The sequence below is a fragment of the Acinetobacter sp. M5A5_2a genome (assembly GCF_053345265.1).
In genome coordinates this window covers 420323-440352 of the sequence record NZ_JBKEZV010000001.1, presented here as the reverse complement: position 1 = coordinate 440352, position 20030 = coordinate 420323, and the positions used below count along the sequence as shown (strand labels likewise).

At 34.5% G+C, this 20030-nt stretch carries 13 protein-coding genes and 3 pseudogenes; 13 read left to right on the top strand and 3 right to left on the bottom strand.

Annotation, left to right across the window (positions count from 1 at the left end):
* Positions 1 to 22 precede the first annotated feature (22 nt).
* The 7 genes from iaaH to ACLBWE_RS01990 all read left to right on the top strand — a co-directional run bounded on the left by iaaH (position 23) and on the right by ACLBWE_RS01990 (position 9852).
* The gene (gene iaaH, locus ACLBWE_RS02020) at positions 23 to 1483 is read left to right on the top strand and encodes an indoleacetamide hydrolase (protein ID WP_447600863.1); all 1461 of its coding nucleotides are present in this window, start codon (positions 23 to 25) and stop codon (positions 1481 to 1483) included.
* A 695-nt stretch (positions 1484 to 2178) separates the two neighbouring features.
* On the top strand, positions 2179 to 3240 hold the full coding sequence (locus tag ACLBWE_RS02015) for an HlyD family secretion protein (protein WP_056480193.1): 1062 nt from the start codon (positions 2179 to 2181) through the stop codon (positions 3238 to 3240).
* 25 nt (positions 3241 to 3265) lie between these two features.
* Complete coding sequence (locus tag ACLBWE_RS02010) at positions 3266 to 4813, top strand: DHA2 family efflux MFS transporter permease subunit (RefSeq protein ID WP_016138092.1); 1548 nt, start codon at positions 3266 to 3268, stop codon at positions 4811 to 4813.
* 188 nt (positions 4814 to 5001) lie between these two features.
* The gene (locus ACLBWE_RS02005; RefSeq protein WP_426456151.1) at positions 5002 to 5790 is read left to right on the top strand and encodes a hypothetical protein; all 789 of its coding nucleotides are present in this window, start codon (positions 5002 to 5004) and stop codon (positions 5788 to 5790) included.
* Positions 5787 to 7373, top strand: a complete 1587-nt coding sequence (locus tag ACLBWE_RS02000) for a GH3 family domain-containing protein (RefSeq protein ID WP_447600860.1) — start codon at positions 5787 to 5789, stop codon at positions 7371 to 7373. The genes ACLBWE_RS02005 and ACLBWE_RS02000 overlap by 4 nt, the downstream gene beginning before the upstream one ends.
* The gene (locus ACLBWE_RS01995) at positions 7370 to 8698 is read left to right on the top strand and encodes a TolC family protein (protein ID WP_447600858.1); all 1329 of its coding nucleotides are present in this window, start codon (positions 7370 to 7372) and stop codon (positions 8696 to 8698) included. Before ACLBWE_RS02000 ends, ACLBWE_RS01995 begins: the two co-directional genes overlap by 4 nt.
* On the top strand, positions 8695 to 9852 hold the full coding sequence (locus tag ACLBWE_RS01990; protein WP_447600856.1) for a hypothetical protein: 1158 nt from the start codon (positions 8695 to 8697) through the stop codon (positions 9850 to 9852). The genes ACLBWE_RS01995 and ACLBWE_RS01990 overlap by 4 nt, the downstream gene beginning before the upstream one ends.
* A 168-nt stretch (positions 9853 to 10020) precedes the next feature.
* On the opposite strand, the gene ACLBWE_RS01985 is transcribed toward ACLBWE_RS01990, so the two are convergent.
* The gene (locus ACLBWE_RS01985; RefSeq protein WP_270902483.1) at positions 10021 to 10461 is read right to left on the bottom strand and encodes an HD domain-containing protein; all 441 of its coding nucleotides are present in this window, start codon (positions 10459 to 10461) and stop codon (positions 10021 to 10023) included.
* An 803-nt stretch (positions 10462 to 11264) separates the two neighbouring features.
* On the opposite strand from ACLBWE_RS01985, the gene ACLBWE_RS01980 reads away from it, so the two are divergent.
* The gene (locus ACLBWE_RS01980) at positions 11265 to 11813 is read left to right on the top strand and encodes a TetR/AcrR family transcriptional regulator (RefSeq protein WP_447600853.1); all 549 of its coding nucleotides are present in this window, start codon (positions 11265 to 11267) and stop codon (positions 11811 to 11813) included.
* A gap of 126 nt (positions 11814 to 11939) precedes the next feature.
* On the opposite strand, the gene ACLBWE_RS01975 is transcribed toward ACLBWE_RS01980, so the two are convergent.
* Positions 11940 to 12941, bottom strand: a complete 1002-nt coding sequence (locus tag ACLBWE_RS01975; RefSeq protein WP_447600851.1) for a hypothetical protein — start codon at positions 12939 to 12941, stop codon at positions 11940 to 11942.
* A gap of 119 nt (positions 12942 to 13060) precedes the next feature.
* Between ACLBWE_RS01975 and ACLBWE_RS01970 the strand changes: the two are divergent.
* From ACLBWE_RS01970 to ACLBWE_RS01955, 4 genes and pseudogenes are all read left to right on the top strand, one after another.
* A pseudogene (locus tag ACLBWE_RS01970) lies at positions 13061 to 13262 on the top strand (GNAT family N-acetyltransferase); the annotation flags it as partial.
* A pseudogene (locus ACLBWE_RS01965) lies at positions 13241 to 13450 on the top strand (helix-turn-helix domain-containing protein); the annotation flags it as partial. The pseudogenes ACLBWE_RS01970 and ACLBWE_RS01965, both read left to right, overlap by 22 nt.
* Before the next feature lie 200 nt (positions 13451 to 13650).
* Entirely contained in the window at positions 13651 to 14820 is a 1170-nt protein-coding gene (locus ACLBWE_RS01960) for an MBL fold metallo-hydrolase (RefSeq protein ID WP_447600849.1), read from the top strand.
* Between the two features lie 3 nt (positions 14821 to 14823).
* Complete coding sequence (locus ACLBWE_RS01955; RefSeq protein WP_447600847.1) at positions 14824 to 19116, top strand: trypsin-like peptidase domain-containing protein; 4293 nt, start codon at positions 14824 to 14826, stop codon at positions 19114 to 19116.
* 370 nt (positions 19117 to 19486) lie between these two features.
* Here ACLBWE_RS01955 and ACLBWE_RS01950 read toward each other — a convergent pair whose 3' ends face one another.
* The gene (locus ACLBWE_RS01950) at positions 19487 to 19660 is read right to left on the bottom strand and encodes a hypothetical protein (RefSeq protein ID WP_447600845.1); all 174 of its coding nucleotides are present in this window, start codon (positions 19658 to 19660) and stop codon (positions 19487 to 19489) included.
* Positions 19661 to 19726: 66 nt separating this feature from the next.
* On the opposite strand from ACLBWE_RS01950, the pseudogene ACLBWE_RS01945 reads away from it, so the two are divergent.
* Positions 19727 to 20002: pseudogene (locus ACLBWE_RS01945) on the top strand (GNAT family N-acetyltransferase); the annotation flags it as partial.
* Positions 20003 to 20030 lie beyond the last annotated feature (28 nt).

Genomic DNA, 20030 nt, shown 5'->3' with positions numbered 1-20030 from the left:
CTTAAATGGATTTTAAGTCATCATGTCAAATGCAGTTGAAAAAAATAATTGGATTGAGTCACAGGGTTTAGCAAATGCTTCAGTAGATGTCATCACTAAACTGATTCATGAAAGAAAAGTATCTTGTGAAGAGCTCGTCCATCATTACTTCGCCACTATTGAAAAACAGCAATCTTTAAATGCATTTATTAGCACAGATAAAGCTTCAGCAATTCAACAAGCTCAATATTGGGATAAATATCTGCTTAGTGGAAAGCCATGTCCGGCTTTGATGGGCATTTTAATTGCGGTTAAAGATAATATTCATGTTGCAGGTTTTCCTAATAGTGCAGGCACACCAGCTTTAGCCAACTTTAAGCCTCAAAGCTCTGCACCGATTATTCAAAAGCTCATTGGTCACGGCGCGATCATTGTGGGTAAAACCAATATGCACGAACTAGCCTTTGGCGTAACAGGTTATAATACTGCCATGCATATTGAAGGTGTTGTGGGTACACGAAATGCGGTAAACCCGTTACATATTGCTGGTGGGTCTTCTTCAGGTAGTGCTGTGGCTGTTGCCGCAGGAATGGTTCCGATTGCGATTGGTACAGATACTGGGGCTTCGATTAGATTACCGAGTGCTTTAAATGGTTGTGTCGGCTTTCGTCCAACGGTAGGAAGATATTCACAAGAGAGTATTACCCCAATTTCACATACGCGGGATACCGCTGGCCCTATTGCACACACAGTATCTGACATTATTTTAGTTGATCAGCTCATCACCCAAGAGCCAAGAAAAAAACCATTACTACCTCATCAAATTAGGCTCGGTATCACCCCATATTTTTGGAATCATTTAGATGAAGACGTTCATCAACAAGCTCATATTGCACTTGGTCTTTTAAAAGATGCGGGAGTCGAAATTATTCCTGTCGATATGCCAAATTTAGAACAATTCAATCATGCTATTTCATTTCCAGTGGTCGTCTATGAAGGCAAATATGACCTTATTCAATATTTGAAAGATCATCATGTAAATCTGTCTTTAGAAGATGTAATTGATCAGATTTCAAGCCCAGATGTTCAGGCAATTTTTAAAGAGAATATTCTTCCCCAATTAATTCAAGATCAGACTCGGCAACTTGTTCCTGTTTTACCTTTCTATGAAAAAGCCATCAGTGAAGCTCGTCCACAATTGCTGGAACTCTATCAAAACACATTTAAAGCGCATAATTTACATGCTTTATTGTTCCCAACATCAGCCATCGTTGCACCACTAGTAAACGAGCAAGTCAGTTCAATTGAAAATTTTCAGACACTGATTCGAAATACAGACCCCGGCAGTAATATCGGATTACCTGGACTGAGTTTACCCATTGGAAAGGGGGCGAAATCGCAACTACCAATTGGGTTGGAGATTGATGGTTTACCTCATCAGGATAGTGAAATACTTGCGATTGGAGAGACTTTAGAAGAAATTTTTAGGGTTTTAAATAAGTAAAAAAATAAACTGATAATTCTCTATTTTTTAAATAAAAAAGAGTTACTTTTAACTCTTTTTTATGATTAATTTTATTTGTTCATAATGCTTAGTTTCTTGAAAGGATGTTGGCTTGGGCTTAGAATTTCTCTGCTATTCCACTTAATATAGTTAATCATAAACTTATTAAAATACATCTTTAATAAGTTTTGTTTAACTATTTTGATAAATAAGAACATTTATATTTTATGTTTCTATAAATATTATAAAACTTATCTATAACTCTTTTTAAAATTACACATTACCTTAATTAATTCTACATAAGTACTACAAATTGAAGGCTGATTTTTAATATTGGTACAATGAATTTTCCTGTCAATTAATCACTTTAATAAGAAAAATAATTATCTTAAGGTATTGATTAAAATTAATAAATTAAATTTTTAGATAATGGGTTATAAATGGAAATTTCAAAAAATATAAAATTACATAATTTTTAAACATATTTTTTATAGCATGCAATCTATTGGCGTAAATAGAAAAAATATATGTCAAAACGGTCAATGATATTTAATCGATTTAAGAATCATAATTTGCACCAAATTTTACGCTGTCACGATTCATTGAATAAACCAAGTGAAAAGTTACGTAAAAAAGACGCTAATAGTTTATTGGTGTAAATAAAAAATCGAATATTACAAATAAACGGAATGAATATGGATAACGTAGCTCAGCTAGAAACTGATACTAATTTCCAAAGTCGAAAAAAGATAACTTGGGGTGTTTTTAGTGTCCTGCTGTTATTTTTAGTCGCGGGCATTATATATTATTTTTTTGTATACCGATTTTATCAATCTACAGATAATGCTTATGTGCAAGCTGATGTCACTTGGGTGATGCCAAAGATTTCAGGCGAAGTGATGGAGTTATTAATTAACGATAATCAGTTTGTAAAGAAAGGGGAAACTTTAGCTGTCTTAGACCATCGTGATTACCAAGCTCGTTATGATCAGGCTAGCTCTGTCGTGAGCTTAAAAGAAGCAGCGCTAGGCGTACAACAACAAAATGAAAAGTCTGCCAAGTCTTCCATTACTGAAGCAAATAGTGGCGTTGTTGCGGCACAAGCAGACTTATCTCGCTTAAGAAAAGATTTTGAACGTTATCAAGATTTATTAAAAGATGGAGTAATTACCCGTCAAAATTTTGAAGGGGTTCAATCTCAATATTTAACGGCTCAGGCACAGCTCAGCAAGGCACAAGCCGCCGTAAATGCCGCAGAAGCGCAGTTGGGTAGTTTACAGGCCAGTAGAGCGCAACTTTTGGCAGATATTCAAAGTGCTAATGCAAACTTAAACCTTTATCAAATTGATTTGGCTTCATCAAAAGTGGTGAGCCCAGTCGCAGGGAAAATAGGAAGCCTTGCAATCCAGAAAGGTTCGCGTGTTTCTCCGCAAACCCGCTTAATGGCGATTATTCCTGAAAATAGTTTGTATGTACAAGCGAACTTCAAAGAAACCCAAATTGAAAAAATGCATATTGGTCAGAAAGTTAAATTAAAACTTGATGCTTACCCAAGCCTGACTTACAGCGGAACAATTGAAAGCTTTTCTCCAGCCTCTGGCGCAACTTTCTCACTCATGCCACCAGACAATGCCACAGGCAACTTTAATAAGGTTGTTCAACGTATTCCTGTACGCATTGCCATAGATACAAGTCCGCATATTGATCTTATAAAACCTGGAATGTCGGTTAGCGCTACGGTTGACCTAAGAACTTAATAATAAAATTTTTAGGTAATAAGAAATGAATAAGCATATTGACGCTGAGTGGAAGTTTCCCGCAAAGACGGCTTGGGCAATTTTTGCTGCCATGATTTTTGGCAACTTTATGGCGATTCTTGATATTCAGATTGTGGCGAGTTCTTTAAACGAAGTTCAAGCCGGCATGAGTGCAAGTCGCTATGAAGTGACTTGGGTGCAAACTGTTTATTTGATTGCCGAAATTATCGCGATTCCAATGTCGAGTATTGTCTCACGGGTGCTTTCAACACGGGTGTATTACACGATCTGTGCAATTGGCTTCACCATCAGCTCTTTACTTTGTGCGTTGGCATGGAACTTAGAGAGTTTACTGGTTTTCCGTGGCATTCAAGGCTTTATGGGCGGCGGGATGATTCCAACCTCCATGACAGCATTGTACTTACTTTTCCCTGAACCAAAACGCTCATTGCCTTTGGTCATGTTTGGAATGATCAGTACCTTAGGTCCAGCCATCGGCCCAACCATTGGCGGCTGGTTAACCAATAACTTCTCATGGCACTGGATGTTCCTGATTAATATCATTCCGGGCATTATCATTGCCACGGTCATCTACTCGGGTCCAAATATTGACCGTGCGAATCATTCACTCATCAAAAGTATGGATTGGTTCAGCCTCATTGGCATGGCGATGTTTTTAGGTGGGCTTGAATATTTCCTTGATGAAGGTGCACGGCACGACTGGCTTGCAGACACAGGCGTTCGGATTGCTTTTATGGTCTGTGTTGTGGGCGGCATGATCTTCTTCTCTAGAAGCTTTACCCAGCCTAAGCCATTGCTCGATTTATCCGTATTTAAGAATAAAAACTTTACATTAAGTGCCATCACGACTTTTGTGATTGGTATGGCGCTTTATGGCTTGGGTTACATGATTCCGGTGTTTTTGGGGCAAGTCCGTGAAATGAACAGTAGCCAGATTGGTCACGTCATGATGGTGACAGGTATTGTCATGTTCTGCTTTGCGCCGTTTCTTGCGTGGCTCATTCCTAATTTTGATACCCGCAAAACTGTGTTTATTGGAATGATTCTGGCTGGCTTTGGTGTATGGCTCAATTCTCACCTCAGCATTCACAGCGATTATGACTTTATGTTCTGGCCGCAAATCTATCGTGGCATTGGTCTCATGATCTGTCTGATTGTGGTTTCGCATTTAGCCATGAGCACCTTGCCACTGAGTAAAGTTGCCGATGCCAGCGGTATTTATAATCTGATGCGCAATATTGGTGGAGCGGTTGGACTAGCGCTGATTAACTCATCATTAGATTGGCTGACTGCGCTTCATGTTACTCAGATTAATCAGTCGATGACCCCGCAGAATTGGATCTTTACAGAAAGACTTGATCAGCTCACGGCGCAATATCAAGAAGTCGGCTCAAATGCACAGCAAATTGCGCTCAGCGTGATCTATCGTGACATTCATTTTCAAGCGCTTACATCTAGTTTTAATGATTTATTACGCATGCTCGCAATCATCATGTTTGTGACCGCCTTTTTAACCATCTTTATGGATCGGGGGAAGAAAATGAATATGTAGCGATTTAGAAATAAAGGGCAGCTTTCAAAGAATGAAAAACAATAGGGCATATCAAAACGTATCCCTTCATAGAAAAAGAACATTTTTATGAGTTTTCTTATATCGGTAGATGAGATCGGGAAACTCGCAAATTAGAGGTGGAAGGTTAAAGGATTATGATTAATACAACGTATAAATTGATTTCAAAATTGAACCTGAAAAACACGACTTATGGTCAATATTTTGAAAAAGAGCAAATCGATACTGACCGATTAAAAGTGATGTATTCCATTTACGAACAGTATTATGAAAATACGAGATTTTCTATTTTCGTAGATGATTTCCAAAATAAAAGTGGTGCGATCTTAATTTTTGACTCGGAAACAGATGAGATTGTAGGATTCTCTACCGTTGTTGTGCAGCACTTCTATTTAAACGGTAAGGACTACACCGTGTTATTTAGCGGTGATACGGTCATTTTGAAGAAGTTTTGGGGCACGCGTAGTCTGCAAAGTACCATGCTCAAACTCATGATCAAACTTCGAATCAAATATCCATTTAACGAACTCTATTGGCTACTCATTTCTAAGGGCTACAAAACCTATCTCTTACTTGCCAATAACTATTATGTGTACTACCCAAACATTAAAGATGAAAATCAGCATCTCTCGGAAGTGGTTGAGCATTACTGTGAGAAATTCTTTGGGGAATACTACGACCGTGAAGCTGGCTTATTAAACTTTGGAGATGACTATCAACCATTAAAAGGTGAAGTCGCACCGATTACTGCCGAAATGAGACAAAAGAACCCAAATATTCATTTCTTTGAGCAAATGAATCCAACATGGAGTGCGGGTACGGAATTACCGTGTATTGGTCGATTAGGCTGGAAAGATCTTGCGCGTTTCCCAGTAAAGCTCATCACCAAACCCACGAGTAAGGGAAAGTTTGAAGCCTGTGTAACACATAAAACAAAACGTAGAGAGGCCATCCAATGAAATCTAATGAATGGCTAACTCTTGGCTCACATCTTATTTTAAAAAAATGGTGTGATGCATCTGACCGTAATTTTCAAAAACAGTTTAATGCTTTAGAAGCGACACAACGTCAAATCCTGCATTCGATTTTACAGACCTCTACATTTGCTAAAGACAAAAAAGTTCAAAACTATGAGCAGTTTGTAAAATCATTTCCTGCGACACGTTACGGCGCGTGGCGAGAAGACATTCAACGCTACCGTGAACAAAAGCTTTCATTGTCTAGTAGTAAGCTGGTTCGTTTCCAGCCGACCAGTGGGTCGAGTGAACAAATCAAGTTTATTCCATACACCAAGCTGTTTTTAGATGAGCTTGACCATGCGATTGCGCCGTGGATGGCAAGTTTATACCGTAAATGTCCGGCGCTTAGTTCGGGAACGCATTACTGGTCGGTGTCATGGTTACCTGAAAGCCAGCGTGAAGTTTTAAAAGATAAAAACCTAAATGATGATAGTGCGCTACTGGGCGTAGGTAAGCGAATTTTATCTAAATTTACCCAAGCGGTTCCAAGTAATGTTGCATTTGCAGCCAATGCCGATGATGCACTCTTTGCCACGATTTGCTATTTGGTAGCAAACCGTAACTTAGCCATGATTTCGGTGTGGAGTCCAACTTTTGCGTTGCAATTGCTTGAGCGTTTGGAGTTACTACAACAAGACGTGATTGAAGTTTTACAAAGTGGTTCATGGAACAATCGTCAGGCTTCATTAAAAGAAGTGACTGCACCGCATAGTCCTGAAAGCGCTCAAGCCTTAATTGACAGTTCAAACGGCGAACAGATCGACTTCAAACAGCTATGGCCTAAGTTAAGTTTAGTGTCTAGTTGGGATACAGCAGGTTCAAAAGCTTGGGCCGAAAAATTAAAAGAGAAATTACCCAGTGTTCAGTTTGAAGGAAAAGGTCTATGGGCGACTGAAGGTGTAGTGACCATTCCCTATAACGACCAATACCCACTGGCGTATCAAAGTCACTTCTATGAATTTGAATATTTAGAGGGTGAAAAACAAGGACAAATCATTCCGTCGTGGGAACTGAAAGAAGGTGATGTGGTGAGTCCACTTATTACATCGGGTAATGGTTTGCTTCGTTACTGTATGGATGATTGCTTACGCGTGACTGGCTTTATCGAGCAAATCCCATGTTTTGAGTTCCAAGGCCGCCGTTTTGGTGTAGATCTGGTCGGTGAGAAACTCGCACCTGAAACTGCCCAGCAATTATTGTCGCAGTTAAATGAAACGGAATCGAAAGCGATTTCTTTACTGGCGATTGATACCGAGCAACACGTTAAACCATTTTATTGCGTGCTTTTTGAAGGCGAAATCCATCACAGCATTAACAATGAATATATCGACAGTATTTTGCGCCAAAACTTCCATTATGAACTTGCACGAAACTTAGGGCAGCTCGACCAGCCTCAGATTCGCCAAGCCAATAATGGTTGGAATGCTTATAAAAAACTGGTCATGTTTGACGGTATTATCGAAGGCAATATCAAGCCTGAACCACTCAAAAAAGTCACCCTGAATAGTTTGGAACAACTATGAAAGGGATGAAGCAATTTAATACTCGGTTTTTAACACTTCGACACGCCTTGTATCTTGGCGTGTTGGTTGTGTCGAATGTACAAGCCATGACTTTAGATGAGGCATTGTCTGCCAGCTTAAGACACGAAAGTCAGCTTGAAGTCAGTCGTTTAAGCGTGAACCAGTCGACCGCTATGCTCGAACAGGCTAAACAGCGTGATGGACTCAAAGTCAATTTAGTCGGGCAACTTGACTATGAAAGAATAGATACGCCTTCACAAGTCCTATTTCCAACAGAAGGAAACCGTAAAGGACGAAGTTTGCAATTGCAGGCGGATTATCCGATTTATACCTCTGGGCGACACCGCTTAGGAATTGATATTGCAGAGAACCAGCTTTCTGCCCAAAACCAAGGGCTATCTGACCAAAGATCGGAAACTATTTTAAATACTGTGATGGTGTATACCGACGTATTAAAAAAGAAAGCCATTTTAGAGCTTAGACAAAAGACTATGGCGAATCTGCAACGTTCTTTATATGAATCTAAACGCCGTTTTGACGTGGGGATGATTACCCGTGCGGACTTGGCTCAGGTTTTGGCACAAGTCGCACAAGGCCAAGCCGATATTACACAGGCTCAATCTAACTTGACCGTAAGTGAAGCGCAGTTTTACCAAGTGACAGGTGTAACGCCTGAAAACCTTGTCGCAATCAAACAACTACCCGCTATTCCGGCTAACTTAGATGAAATTTTGGCTCAAACCAAAAATCATCCAGCTTTAATGCGTAGCAAATACGAAAAACAGGCCGCAGAGAAACAATATGCTTTAACTAAACGGGAACTCTGGCCAACGGTCATGCTTACTAGCCGTGCCGGAAAACAGGATGAAGCAAGCTATATTGGCTCCGAAAGTAATAACTATATGGTAGGCGTACAGCTCAATGTACCGCTCTATGACGATGGACTAAATCGGGCCAATGTCAAAAAAGCACAGGCCGATATAGATTTGGCTAAACAAAAAACGCGAAGTCTTGAACTAGATTTGAATAAGCGTACCCGCACGAGCTATGCACAGCTTCAAACCATTCGACAAAATAAAGACGCTTTGCAAAATGCAATAGAGGCAGCGTCGATTGCCTTTGTTTACACACGTAAAGAGTTTGATGTTGGCACCAAAACCACATTTGATTTGCTCAATACCGAGCAGAAGTTATTGGATGTACAAACCCAGAAAACAGTGAATGACCAAGACGAAGTCGTGTTTGTCTATCAGTTACTCGACCAAATGGGGCGTTTAAATAATTTGGTGCCCGTACAGACCGCACAACAGGTGAATAATGAATGAAAACAAATCCACCACTTGCTGAAAATACGCTCATAACCCGTGAAGCCACTTTGGCCGATGATCAGGCTTTAAGAGATTTGATCGCCGTACCTATGACCACCAAAGGGATACAAATTAGCTTTCAGCGTGAACCCAGTTATTTTCAAGCTTCCGACATTGTGTATCGACATAAATTACATGTCGTGATTGAAGACACCGAGAGTCAGAAGCATGTTGCTTGTTATAGCAATGGGCATCGCCCATGTTATGTCGATCGAAACGTTCAAAACTTACGATACGCGGGTGATTTACGGGTAGACCACAACTATCGTGGCAAATCACTGGTTAAGGTTTTGGCAAAACATGTAAAACAAACCATGCATGAACCGAACTATAGTCAAATGATTATTTTTGATGATAACCATGCGGCACGGGCTGCCATTCAAACGGGCAAAACGGGAATGCCTGATTATTATGATGAAGGGCTCATTGAGACATTAAGTCTGACCGACACGGGCGCAAAAAGAAAAATCACGGCTTTCTTAAAGCAAGCTAATCAGAGTGATCTTCAAGAGATTCGTACATGTGTAGCAGAAGCTAAACATGTGGCAGCCATGAATCAGTTTATTACTGAAATGGCCGAGTTTTATAACTTTATTCCTGCCTATAACTTTGAAGAACTCGCTCAAGGTCATCAGTATTTTTCAGGAATAAAACTCTCGGACTTTTCACTTTATTTTAAGGGTGAAAAGCTGGTCGGCATGTTTGGCTTGTGGGATCAGCACAGTATTAAGCAAACCAAAATTTTGCATTACAGCTCAGTCATTGGAATTTTTAGACCCGTTTATAATTTGCTAACTCCAATTACTAAAGGTATGCGTTTGCCTAAACTCGGTGACTCTATTCAGTACCATGTGCTACACACCTTAATGTGCCATCCACAAGATTTGGCTTTGCATCATAAAATGCTCGAAGATGCCTATAACAAGTCAAAACAGCAGGGCGTTGGTGTGGTGAGCTTTACGCTTTCCCATAAAGACCCGCGCTATCAGCTAAACCAGTTTTATAAAGGCGAACGCTTAACAGGAATGCATGGTTTTATTAGTTATGAGGGCGACCCAAGGCCACATTTTGATAAAAAACTGATTCCATATTTAGAGGTCGGACGTATTTAACTTTGAGAGAGATTCGCCGTAGGTTATTAATGAGAAAATATTTGCTCAATTCTTAAGTCAGTTAAATAGGATTGAGCAAAAATCTTTTTTTTACATGATAAATCTTGATTACGTTACAAAATCAAATTGATCGTCTTATATTTTATAAACCTAGCTAATTTGACCTTTTCATTCCAACCTATCTTGGGCTGTTGAAACAATTAACATGGTTTGAAGGTAATAATCTACACGCGGGTGATTATTGTCCTTATGTGAGTTATGCGCATTAAAGGCTGCATCATGAAGTTTCACGACTCGAGCGATCGGATTCGAACTACAACGAATTAAATATTCTTCGCGTGTTTCAGTTTCCCGTTTAGTTAATGCATCAACGGCATCACGGACTTCTTTTCCGAATAAACTTTCGATTTTGTCTAGGGTAAGAGGTGTGTCTTCAACACTATCGTGTAGAAGGGCGGTAATAATATAGACTTCTGAAAATCGGTGCTTAATTAATGAATTGACCACACCTTTAATATGGTAATCAAAGTAATCATGAGGACCATACTTTTGACCTTGATGCGATTCTTTTGACAATTTCTCTGCTAATTCAACTTTATTTTGAGTCATTTTTTGCTCTTATCAATTTAAGTATATTGCTCGGCCCAATTTGTGAGATGGGTCGCTTAAATAACAAGTTTATACTGAATACTCAAATTAGGCATAAGAGTAATTACTCATTTTATTTATTCATTCTTAGTTGATATGAGCCAATCTAGACCTTAAGTTTTTGAAATTTTAAACTTTAACTTAATGATATAAAACTTGATTGTAAATATTACTTAAGAGTTTCCTTAATTATGTAATTAAATGAAAAACAATAATTATTTAAATATTTTCTAGCCAATTTCACATTGACACTTCAAATATTGAAGATTACCATTTGCGGGCTGGCCTACATTGCCAGTCGGTTGTCGCAGACCGTTTAGTAAAGTGCATCAGATTATTCCTTCTGAGGAGTATTCTTGTGTATATCGATCGTCCCTCGCTTGTTGCGGTAGGACGAGTGAGGGACACCTTCGGGTGTGCTGATTCTTTACTATCAGTCTGCGAACCCTTGCTCGTTCTGCCACCATAATTCTAATGTCTTGGCAGAACTCCATATATAAGGAGTTGGCTTTGCACATCCATTATTTCTTGGCAACCATTGCCAAAAGCTATAACAACACAGCTTAAAACATTTAACGCAGCTTGATCGCCGTAAGGCTTTTTCAGGCTTTAGCTCGTTATTACTTAAAACTTAGATCAACAATTAAAACTTGAGATGTGCTGTGCACAGTCTTTACGGCTTTGCTATGCCTTTTTTTCTCCCAAAAGGCAGCGGCTTTTATATCTCATTTATATACAACAATAATTTTTATAACGGTAAAAATATGCCACATTTAGTTCTCCCAAAACGTGCATTACAAGTCGTAAATAAATCAATTGAGTTATTTCACTACAATGGATTTCATCTGGTCGGCATCGACAGACTTGTAAAAGAATCTGAAATTACAAAGGCGACTTTTTATAACTACTTTCACTCTAAAGAACGGTTAATTGAAATCTGTCTGATTGTGCAAAAAGAACGCCTAAAAGAAAAAGTGGTTTCAGTGATTGAATACGACCGCGACACAAACGCAATGGATAAACTCAAAAAGCTCTATCTTTTACATGCAGACCTAGACGGGCTGTACTACTTATTATTTAAAGCTATTTTTGAAACAAAACTGACCCATCCAAAAGCGTACATAACCGCCGTGCGATATAGAACATGGCTCACCAATGAAATATATAGCCTGCTTAGAGCACTTAACGCCGATGTTTCTTTTACTGATGCCAAACTATTTTTATATATGATCGAAGGCGTAATTATTCAGCGTTTAAGTTTGGGTGAGGTTGATGAAAGGGTGTTGGAAGTGTTTTTGAAGGGGATGGGGTGAGGTGCAAATAATTTCGAGTAGGCGGCCTCAACCAACTATAAGCGTTACAACTTTTGTGCTAAAGCTCTATAATGGGCTTTTCCACAATTTGATCTAATAAAATTCTTATTTTAAAAACTATATATTTTATTCTTTAACAAGAGAAATAGTACTCACGCCATATTTATCTTTTTTAAAATATAATTGTGCAATGTGATTTTTGTTTTTTAAAATTAAGTGATTTCTTATTACAGGTAAGTATTTTTTATGAGAAACATGCGTATTGCTCATATCGGCAAGGGTGCCAGCTATCATATCTGGTATTCTATTCAAGTTATCAGTAATAGGTGTTGATTTACTATCATGTTGAATAAAAATAATTTTATTATTAGTTTTTATGAATGAATGGAGTGATGCGTGAATCATACTGAATATTAAGGGCATACTTAAGTTTTTTTGCTCAAAATTTATTAGGCTATCTCTATCTGAGATCCAAATAAATGAAAGTTTTTTATTTTCATGAGCTTGTGATATTAGAATACATATCGAACTAACTATACTAGTAATAATTTCAATATCACGAAAGACTTTAAGTGAAATAGATTTACTTTTAAACTTATTTAAAATAAATCTAAAATCTTTAATTTGATATTTAAAATCAAACTCCTGTAATGGTATACTTTGTAGTCTTTTAAAATATTCTAATAAAGATTCATATCTCATTTTTAGAAAATCAATTTCATTGAAATCAAATGCGTTAGTATAATTTCTGTTTTCAGGTAGTCTAAAAGATATATTGAAGATAGGCATTGCATTTAAAAAGTTTATAAAATTTAAATTTATCTCTTTAGACTCCTTTAAATCAAAGGGTTGAAGTGTACCTATAACTTTATCAATAACTTCAAGTTGATCATAATTATCTAATCCAATAATACTAAATGTCATTACCTGATTGTTCTTGTTTTTATCATTAATACAGTAATCACTGAAGATAAACCAGTGTAATTTTTTAGAGCTGGTGATAAATTTTTTGATTTCATTTGTTGATTTTAAATTTTTATAAATATTTTCCATAAAATAAGGATGAAGTAAGTTCTGCAGATGTCTTTTATCCTGAGTTGAATGGATATTAATCATCTCATAACGCATTTTTCGAATCTCATAAAAAACTATTTTTTTATAGTCGATAAATTAGTCCAAGTAAAGGGAGTTACTTAACTTAGCTTTTTTAAATTTGGTTGAAGGCAGGGAGTAGGACATATGTTTAAAAGTTCTTGATGCTTACATCTGCAAGAAAACAAGGAATAGCAACATTACTAATGAATGAGCTAGAAAGTTTTTTCAAGAGAAAAAGGGCTGCGCTTACTTGTCTTAGTTACACGTGAAGGTGATGTGTCCGAACTTTTGTATATCAAAATTGGATTTGTCCGTATAGGTGTAGTTCTAATGAGCAGCTTGCAGAGCGATTAAATTATTCACGGAGAACCTTACAACGCCGTTTAACCGAGACAGCTACGAACTTTCGCAAAGAATTAAATATTGTCTGTTACGAATTAGCAAAATCGTATTTAAAAGATCCAAGACTACAAATTGTAGAAATAGCATTGCTGTTAGGTTATGCCGAGCACAGCCCAATTACACGGACTTATAAAGAGTGATCGGGTAAAACGCCACAACAAGCCCGAGAGGAAATGAATAACTGAAGGTAGAACTTCTTTTGGAAGCATTTTTTATACATTGATAAAGTCCCAAAATGAAAAATATGTGGTGGCTTAAAATTTCAGATAACATTCTGTATTACCTTTATTTTTAATTAAGTAAAGTATAAAATTTAAGAAATCTAATTTTTGAGATTCGGATGTTAAAGATAAATATCTACCCTGCAAGAGAAGGTGATGCTTTATTAGTAAGATTGGGAGATGATGAAATTAATTTAATTATTGATATGGGTTACGATGTCACTTATCAAAAATATATAAAAAAAGATTTAGAGTTGCTGAGCTCTAAAAGTAAGAAGATTGATTTGATGGTAATTACACACGTTGATCAAGATCACATATTAGGCGCTATTAATTTTTTGGAAGAAAATAGTAAAAAAGAAAAAATTATTGATGTTAATGAAGTATGGTTCAATTCTTTTAGACATTTACAATTTGAAAAAGAAAAAAAAGCTTTGCATCAAGATGAAAATCATATATTAAAATTAATATGTAATCAAAATAAATATAGAACAAGAGCAGATGGATTACATGACATAACCATCGAGCAAGGCACCACATTATCAAAATTATTATATGAAGGAAAATATAATTGGAACTCAACATTTAATAATGAAGCAGTATTAGAACAGGTAGATAATGATAGTATAAAAATTGGTGATGATGCCTCATTAATATTAATTTCTCCAAGTATAGAGAAGTTAAACTCCTTAGCTAAAAAATGGAAAAACAAACTTGAATCTGAAAAATATGGGTTCACAATTAATGATGAAGAAATATTTGATGAAGCATTTGAATTGTTCATTAAAGAACACGGAACTGAATATCTTAATCAAGATATTTCAAAAGAAATATTTATGGATTTTGATGAATTGATTCAAATAGATGAAAAAGATACATCTCCAACAAATGGATCCTCAATTGCATTTATATTAGAGTATAAAGAAATAAAAATTTTATTTCTTGGTGACGCGCATGAAGATATAATTTATAGAAAACTACTTGAATTGAAAAGTCAAAAATACGATTTAAAGTTTGATTTAGTTAAAGTTTCCCATCATGGAAGTAATAAAAATATTTCAAATAGACTCCTTGAAATAATTCAGTGTGAGAAATTTTTAATATCAACGAATGGTACTCATCATAATCATCCAGATTTAGCTGCTATTGCTAAAATTATAAAAAATACTTCTAATCCTCATATTATAACTAATTATCATCATGAGAAAATTGAAAAGTTTAAGCAAACTGCTAGAAAAAATGGTCATAATTTTTATCTTGAAACGCTTAATGAAATAATATTTGAGTAATATATGAATCTAGAAAATATAGTTTTTAAAGTTGAATGTGGTCCAAAAGTAGGGACAGCTTTTCTTATTAATAATTGTAGAGTTATTACAGCCTTTCACGTAGTTAGTGAGTACAAGAATAATGATATATTTTTAACAGGAATATCCGGAGAGAAGATAAAAGCAACCTTAAGCAGATCAATAAATGACCATTACAAGAGACTAGATGTTGCATTATTGATTCTAGAAAAAGAAATTGAAGTTATAGAAAATATAAGTTTTGTTTCATATAAAGAAATACCTTCTGGTACCAAGTGGATATCTAGAGGCTACCCTGAGTCAAAGATTTTTACAGGTGACAATCTTCTTAAAGATGATAATAATGTTGTAAATCAGCATCTTAATTCATTAAGAAATGGTAAAATAGATATAGAATTAGAACATAAACAAAAGTTATCTACATATGCTGGATATTCAGGTGCACCTATTTTAATTGATGGAGATTTAATAGGCTTAATAAACCAAGAGTTAATTGAAAATAGCCAATCTAGAGAACTAACAGGACTAACTTTTAAACATTTTTCAGATTTATTAAAGACAGAAGGATTAAATCCTATTCTAATAGATAGGTATAAAAATAATTCTTTGAAAAATATATTATCTAATGAGTGGTTTTCCAATCATATTAAAAATAGTATCTCAAATATTGGGGCTAGGTATTCACCTGAAATCAATGTAGAACTAGATGTAAAAGAAAAAATATATTCAATATTGAAGAGAAATAATTTCTACAAATATTCCAGACAAGAATTCCATTTGTATTTGCTTAATACAAACAAATTGATTTCAGAGGTACTTAATTTCAATAAAAAAATAAATAACAGTTATTTAATTGCTTTATTGGAAGATGTATCTAAAATAAAAGAAGAAATTAAATCAAATTATGAAGATTTTGTTAGTGATCCTGCTTTAAAATTCGAAATTAAAAGTTTTAAAGAAAAACATGATTATCTAATTCTTAAAATTAAAAATGTATTAGAACTTTTTAATGAGATCTTTCCTGAAGAAAAATTAAAAGATGATTATTATTTAATAATTTCTCAATTTTCAAATTATTTGAATGAAGTTGATGAGGATCTAAAACTTGTCAATAACCCATATCTATTACTGAAAGGAAAAGCAGGAGTCGGAAAATCCCATTTACTAGCAGATGTAATCCTCGAGCAGCATAAAGATGGAATTCCATCTATTTTCTTGTTAGGGCAACATTTTATTAAAAATGAATCACCATGGAGCCAAATACTTAAAAATATTTTAAGATTAGATTGTCATGAAAATGATTTATTACATCAACTTAATGAAATTGGTCTAAGAAAAAGAAAACGTATCTTATTTGCAATTGATGCGATTAATGAAGGCAATGGAAATTTTTTTTGGGTTCATCATATTAATTCTTTTATTAATAGTTTTAAAGAATTTCCTTGGATATCTTTAGTTATTACTTTACGTGATACATATGAAAAAAAATTATTACCGTCCGACTTTATAACAAATACAAACGCTAGTATTTTTCAACATAATGGATTTACGAATCATTCATATGAAGCTGTGTTGATGTTTTTCAACTATTATAAAATTGAATTACCACAAACACCTATATTTAACTCAGAATTCTCTAATCCATTATTTTTAAAACTTTTTTGTGAAGGTTTATTCAAAAGAGGATTAAATAGAATACCTGAGGGATATGGAGGTATCAGTAGTGTTTTAAACTATTTTACTGATAATATTGATATTCAATTAGGTAGTTCTAATAGGTTTGATTACGAACCTTCTGCAAATATTTGTAGAAAAGTTATCGACCAATTGATTAGCTATAAGCATACAAAAAATAGCTCTTTTGTTCCATATGATGATGCATGCGATATTTGCAACCAGATTATTAGCAGATACTCTAACAAGAAAGGTCTTGTTGATAGTCTAATCCATGAAGGTTTACTATCAAAGAATTTATATTCATTAGAAGAAGATGAATATATTGAAGGTGTTTATTTTTCATATGAACGATTAGAAGATCATTTTTTTGGACAAATTTTAGTAAAAAATAAATTATCCAACGATAATATTAATACTATTTTTAAAAAATCTGGGGAACTCTATTATTTAATTGAGGATAATTATAAGTATCAAGGTGTAATTGAGTCTTTATCTATAATAATTCCTGAAAAATTTGGATGTGATCTCTTTACATTACTTGATAATATTTTTATTAATGATAATTTTATTATAGAAGCTTTCATCTATAGCTTATATTGGAGAAAAAAGAATTCAATTAATGAAGTTTCTCATCAATATATTAATAAAATAATATATCATAATGATGATTTATATAGTATTTTTGTAGAGCTTATTTACTCAGTTTCTGGAGATACTACACATCCTTTTAATGGTAGTTATCTTAATGAAAAGCTTTATAGTATGCCAATAAATGTACGTGATGCTAAATGGACAATATTTTTAGGGCAATATGTAGATTCTAAGCATGGCATTTTTAGATTATTAGATTGGATAAATTTTAGTGAAAATTTCAATTCGTTGTCTGAAAATTCCTTGTCTTTATTAGGTAAATCTATATGTTGGTTATTTACTACAACTAATATTGAATTACGAAATTATGCAATAAAATCATTAGGTTTATTATTAATTAATAATTTAAATATATCAAAGAAGTTACTTGAAATATATATTCCTGTAAATGATCCATATGTGTTAGAGCATACTTTAGCTTCTATTTATGGATCAATATTAAATTCAGATCGACTGGTTGGCTTAAAAGAGTTATCCCAATATTTATTACAAGAAATATTTCTTAAAAAAGAAGTTTATCCTAATATTTTAATAAGAGATTATGCTAGAAATATCATTGAATATGCTTTATTCAAAAAATATTTTCAATTAGATAAACCAAATGTTATTCGTCCACCATACAAATCTACACTACCAATTAGATTTCCTTCTAATGATGAAATAGATCAATACAAATTCGATTATAAAAGTATCGATTTTAAATCACATTATTGGTCTCAAAATACTATTTTAAGTTCTATGGTTACGGAATACGGTCGAGGTGTTGGAGCCTATGGCGATTTTGGACGCTATACCTTTGAATCAGCATTAGATATTTGGCGTGATAAGATAGATACGAACTTATTGAGTAATTATGCTTGCTATTTGATATTTAAAAAATTTGAATATGATGTCGAAAAACATGGTTTTTTTGATCATTATTTACCGGGTTCTGACCGATTTGATAATAAGATCGAACGTATTGGTAAAAAATATCAATGGCTAGCTATGTATGAAATAATTGCGCGAATTGCAGATAATATAGAAATCAAAAAATCTAATAGTTTTGTGTTTTATGAGGGGCCTTGGCAAAATTGGTTAAGAAAATTTGATCCAACAGATTTACCTTTCTCAAAAGAATATAAATCAATTCCGATTAGTTTATTTAATCCTGAGTATAATTTTTGGCAAGATGATGACCGCAATTGGTTGGTTAGCGATGAGAATTTAATTGATCCTAAATCTTTAATTGCTAAACACAATTTTTTGTCTCTAGAATCTTCTCACTCATGGTCGCAAGGAAGTGAATTAGGTGTCGATAGAGGCTCTGGCGAAGGCCAAAATCTTTGGATTCAAATTAGAAGTTATTTAGTAAAAAAAGATGACTATGAATATTTAAAATCGTGGTTGTTCTATCAGGATCTTATGGGACGCTGGATGCCTGAGTCCACACAAAATTATTCCATATTTAGTAAAGAATATTTTTGGTCACCTGCTTATAAAAGTCAGACCAAAGAATTAGAACACGAAAATAATCAATGGCTTGAAGTTAGGGATCGTCAAAATTGTAATCGATTAATTGCTTCTGTCCTGCCAACGACAGAAGAACATATTTGGGAGGGGCGTAATAATAAATCGTTTTACTCAGTTAGAAATGAAATGTTTCATGGAATGAATCTGAATATTTCTCGAGTGCCAAGCTGTTTATATAATGATATTGGTGAATTAGCATGCTTTGATCCAAGTTGCTTGAGTGATAATACTTCAGAACTATTGATTAATCAGCAGATATTTGAAAGCTATCTACTAGAAAATAATTTTGAAGTAATTTGGACTGTACTTGGTGAAAAGCAATTATTAGGAAGTTCCAATCATTTACAATCAAAATGGTTAGATTTTTCGGGGGTTTATACTTTAGAAAATAATAAATTGGTGGGCTCCATTAAGACTAGAATTAAAAGAAGAGGCTAAGTATCTTTAGTGAAACCAAGGTAACCAAACATAACTTTTGTCAAAATAATTTACGACACCTTCTCTAAAGCTAACGCAATATTAGCTTTAGAGATCCAAATCATTGTAAAATATTTTAGTCCTAAATTTAAACAACTTATAATAGTAAAAGTCCTGCACATCAATAAGTACAGGGCTAATACCTATAAAGTCTTTTTATATTTATTCGATGGATTAGAGTACCAAAAACTATAAAAAAATTCCAAAGCTATAATAGGCATTAATCATCATCATGTTTAAGAGAAAATTTTACTTTTAAATCCTTTTCATAGTTCTTAGACTAGTCATAAAATTACCAGATATTTCTAATGATGATTTAAATTTTTTATATTTATACTAGCAATCCACCATCCAATTTTTCAGTCATATTTCTTATAAACGTGTGATTACTAGATAAAAGATTATCCCACATATCAAGACAATATCCCAGTGTTTCATCATCGGCATCATTTTTTGCTTGATCATATAATTGTTGAATGACTCTCGTAATGGCATCTGTATCCAAATCATTTATTAATTCCTGTGTTTCTAATTTGAGGATATTTTGAATCAAAATAATAATAATTTCACTAAATTGAGCAATGTTTATAGAGCCGAAGTTGAAAAACTCATGGTGCTTACATCGGCAAGAAAACAAGGAATAGCAATATTTCTAATGAATGAACTAGAAAATTTTTCAAGGGAAAAAGGTCTGCGCTTACTTGTCTTAGATACGCGTGAAGGCGATGTGTCCGAACTTTTATATAGCAAAATTGGGTTTGTTCGAGTGGGTGTAATTCCAAGTTTTGCATTAAGTTCAAACGGTAACTATGACGGAACAGTGATCTATTATAAAAGGCTTGTTTGAAAAGCTTCATAAAAGCCTAGCCACAAGT

What these genes read in the sequence shown, in the direction of transcription:
- iaaH (WP_447600863.1), top strand. Translation starts at nt 23, where the DNA reads ATGTCAAATGCAGTTGAAAAAAATAATTGGATTGAGTCACAGGGTTTA.
- ACLBWE_RS02015 (WP_056480193.1), top strand. Translation starts at nt 2,179, where the DNA reads ATGGATAACGTAGCTCAGCTAGAAACTGATACTAATTTCCAAAGTCGA.
- ACLBWE_RS02010 (WP_016138092.1), top strand. Translation starts at nt 3,266, where the DNA reads ATGAATAAGCATATTGACGCTGAGTGGAAGTTTCCCGCAAAGACGGCT.
- ACLBWE_RS02000 (WP_447600860.1), top strand. Translation starts at nt 5,787, where the DNA reads ATGAAATCTAATGAATGGCTAACTCTTGGCTCACATCTTATTTTAAAA.
- ACLBWE_RS01995 (WP_447600858.1), top strand. Translation starts at nt 7,370, where the DNA reads ATGAAAGGGATGAAGCAATTTAATACTCGGTTTTTAACACTTCGACAC.
- ACLBWE_RS01990 (WP_447600856.1), top strand. Translation starts at nt 8,695, where the DNA reads ATGAAAACAAATCCACCACTTGCTGAAAATACGCTCATAACCCGTGAA.
- ACLBWE_RS01985 (WP_270902483.1), bottom strand. Translation starts at nt 10,461, where the DNA reads ATGACTCAAAATAAAGTTGAATTAGCAGAGAAATTGTCAAAAGAATCG.
- ACLBWE_RS01980 (WP_447600853.1), top strand. Translation starts at nt 11,265, where the DNA reads ATGCCACATTTAGTTCTCCCAAAACGTGCATTACAAGTCGTAAATAAA.
- ACLBWE_RS01975 (WP_447600851.1), bottom strand. Translation starts at nt 12,941, where the DNA reads ATGCGTTATGAGATGATTAATATCCATTCAACTCAGGATAAAAGACAT.
- ACLBWE_RS01960 (WP_447600849.1), top strand. Translation starts at nt 13,651, where the DNA reads ATGTTAAAGATAAATATCTACCCTGCAAGAGAAGGTGATGCTTTATTA.
- ACLBWE_RS01955 (WP_447600847.1), top strand. Translation starts at nt 14,824, where the DNA reads ATGAATCTAGAAAATATAGTTTTTAAAGTTGAATGTGGTCCAAAAGTA.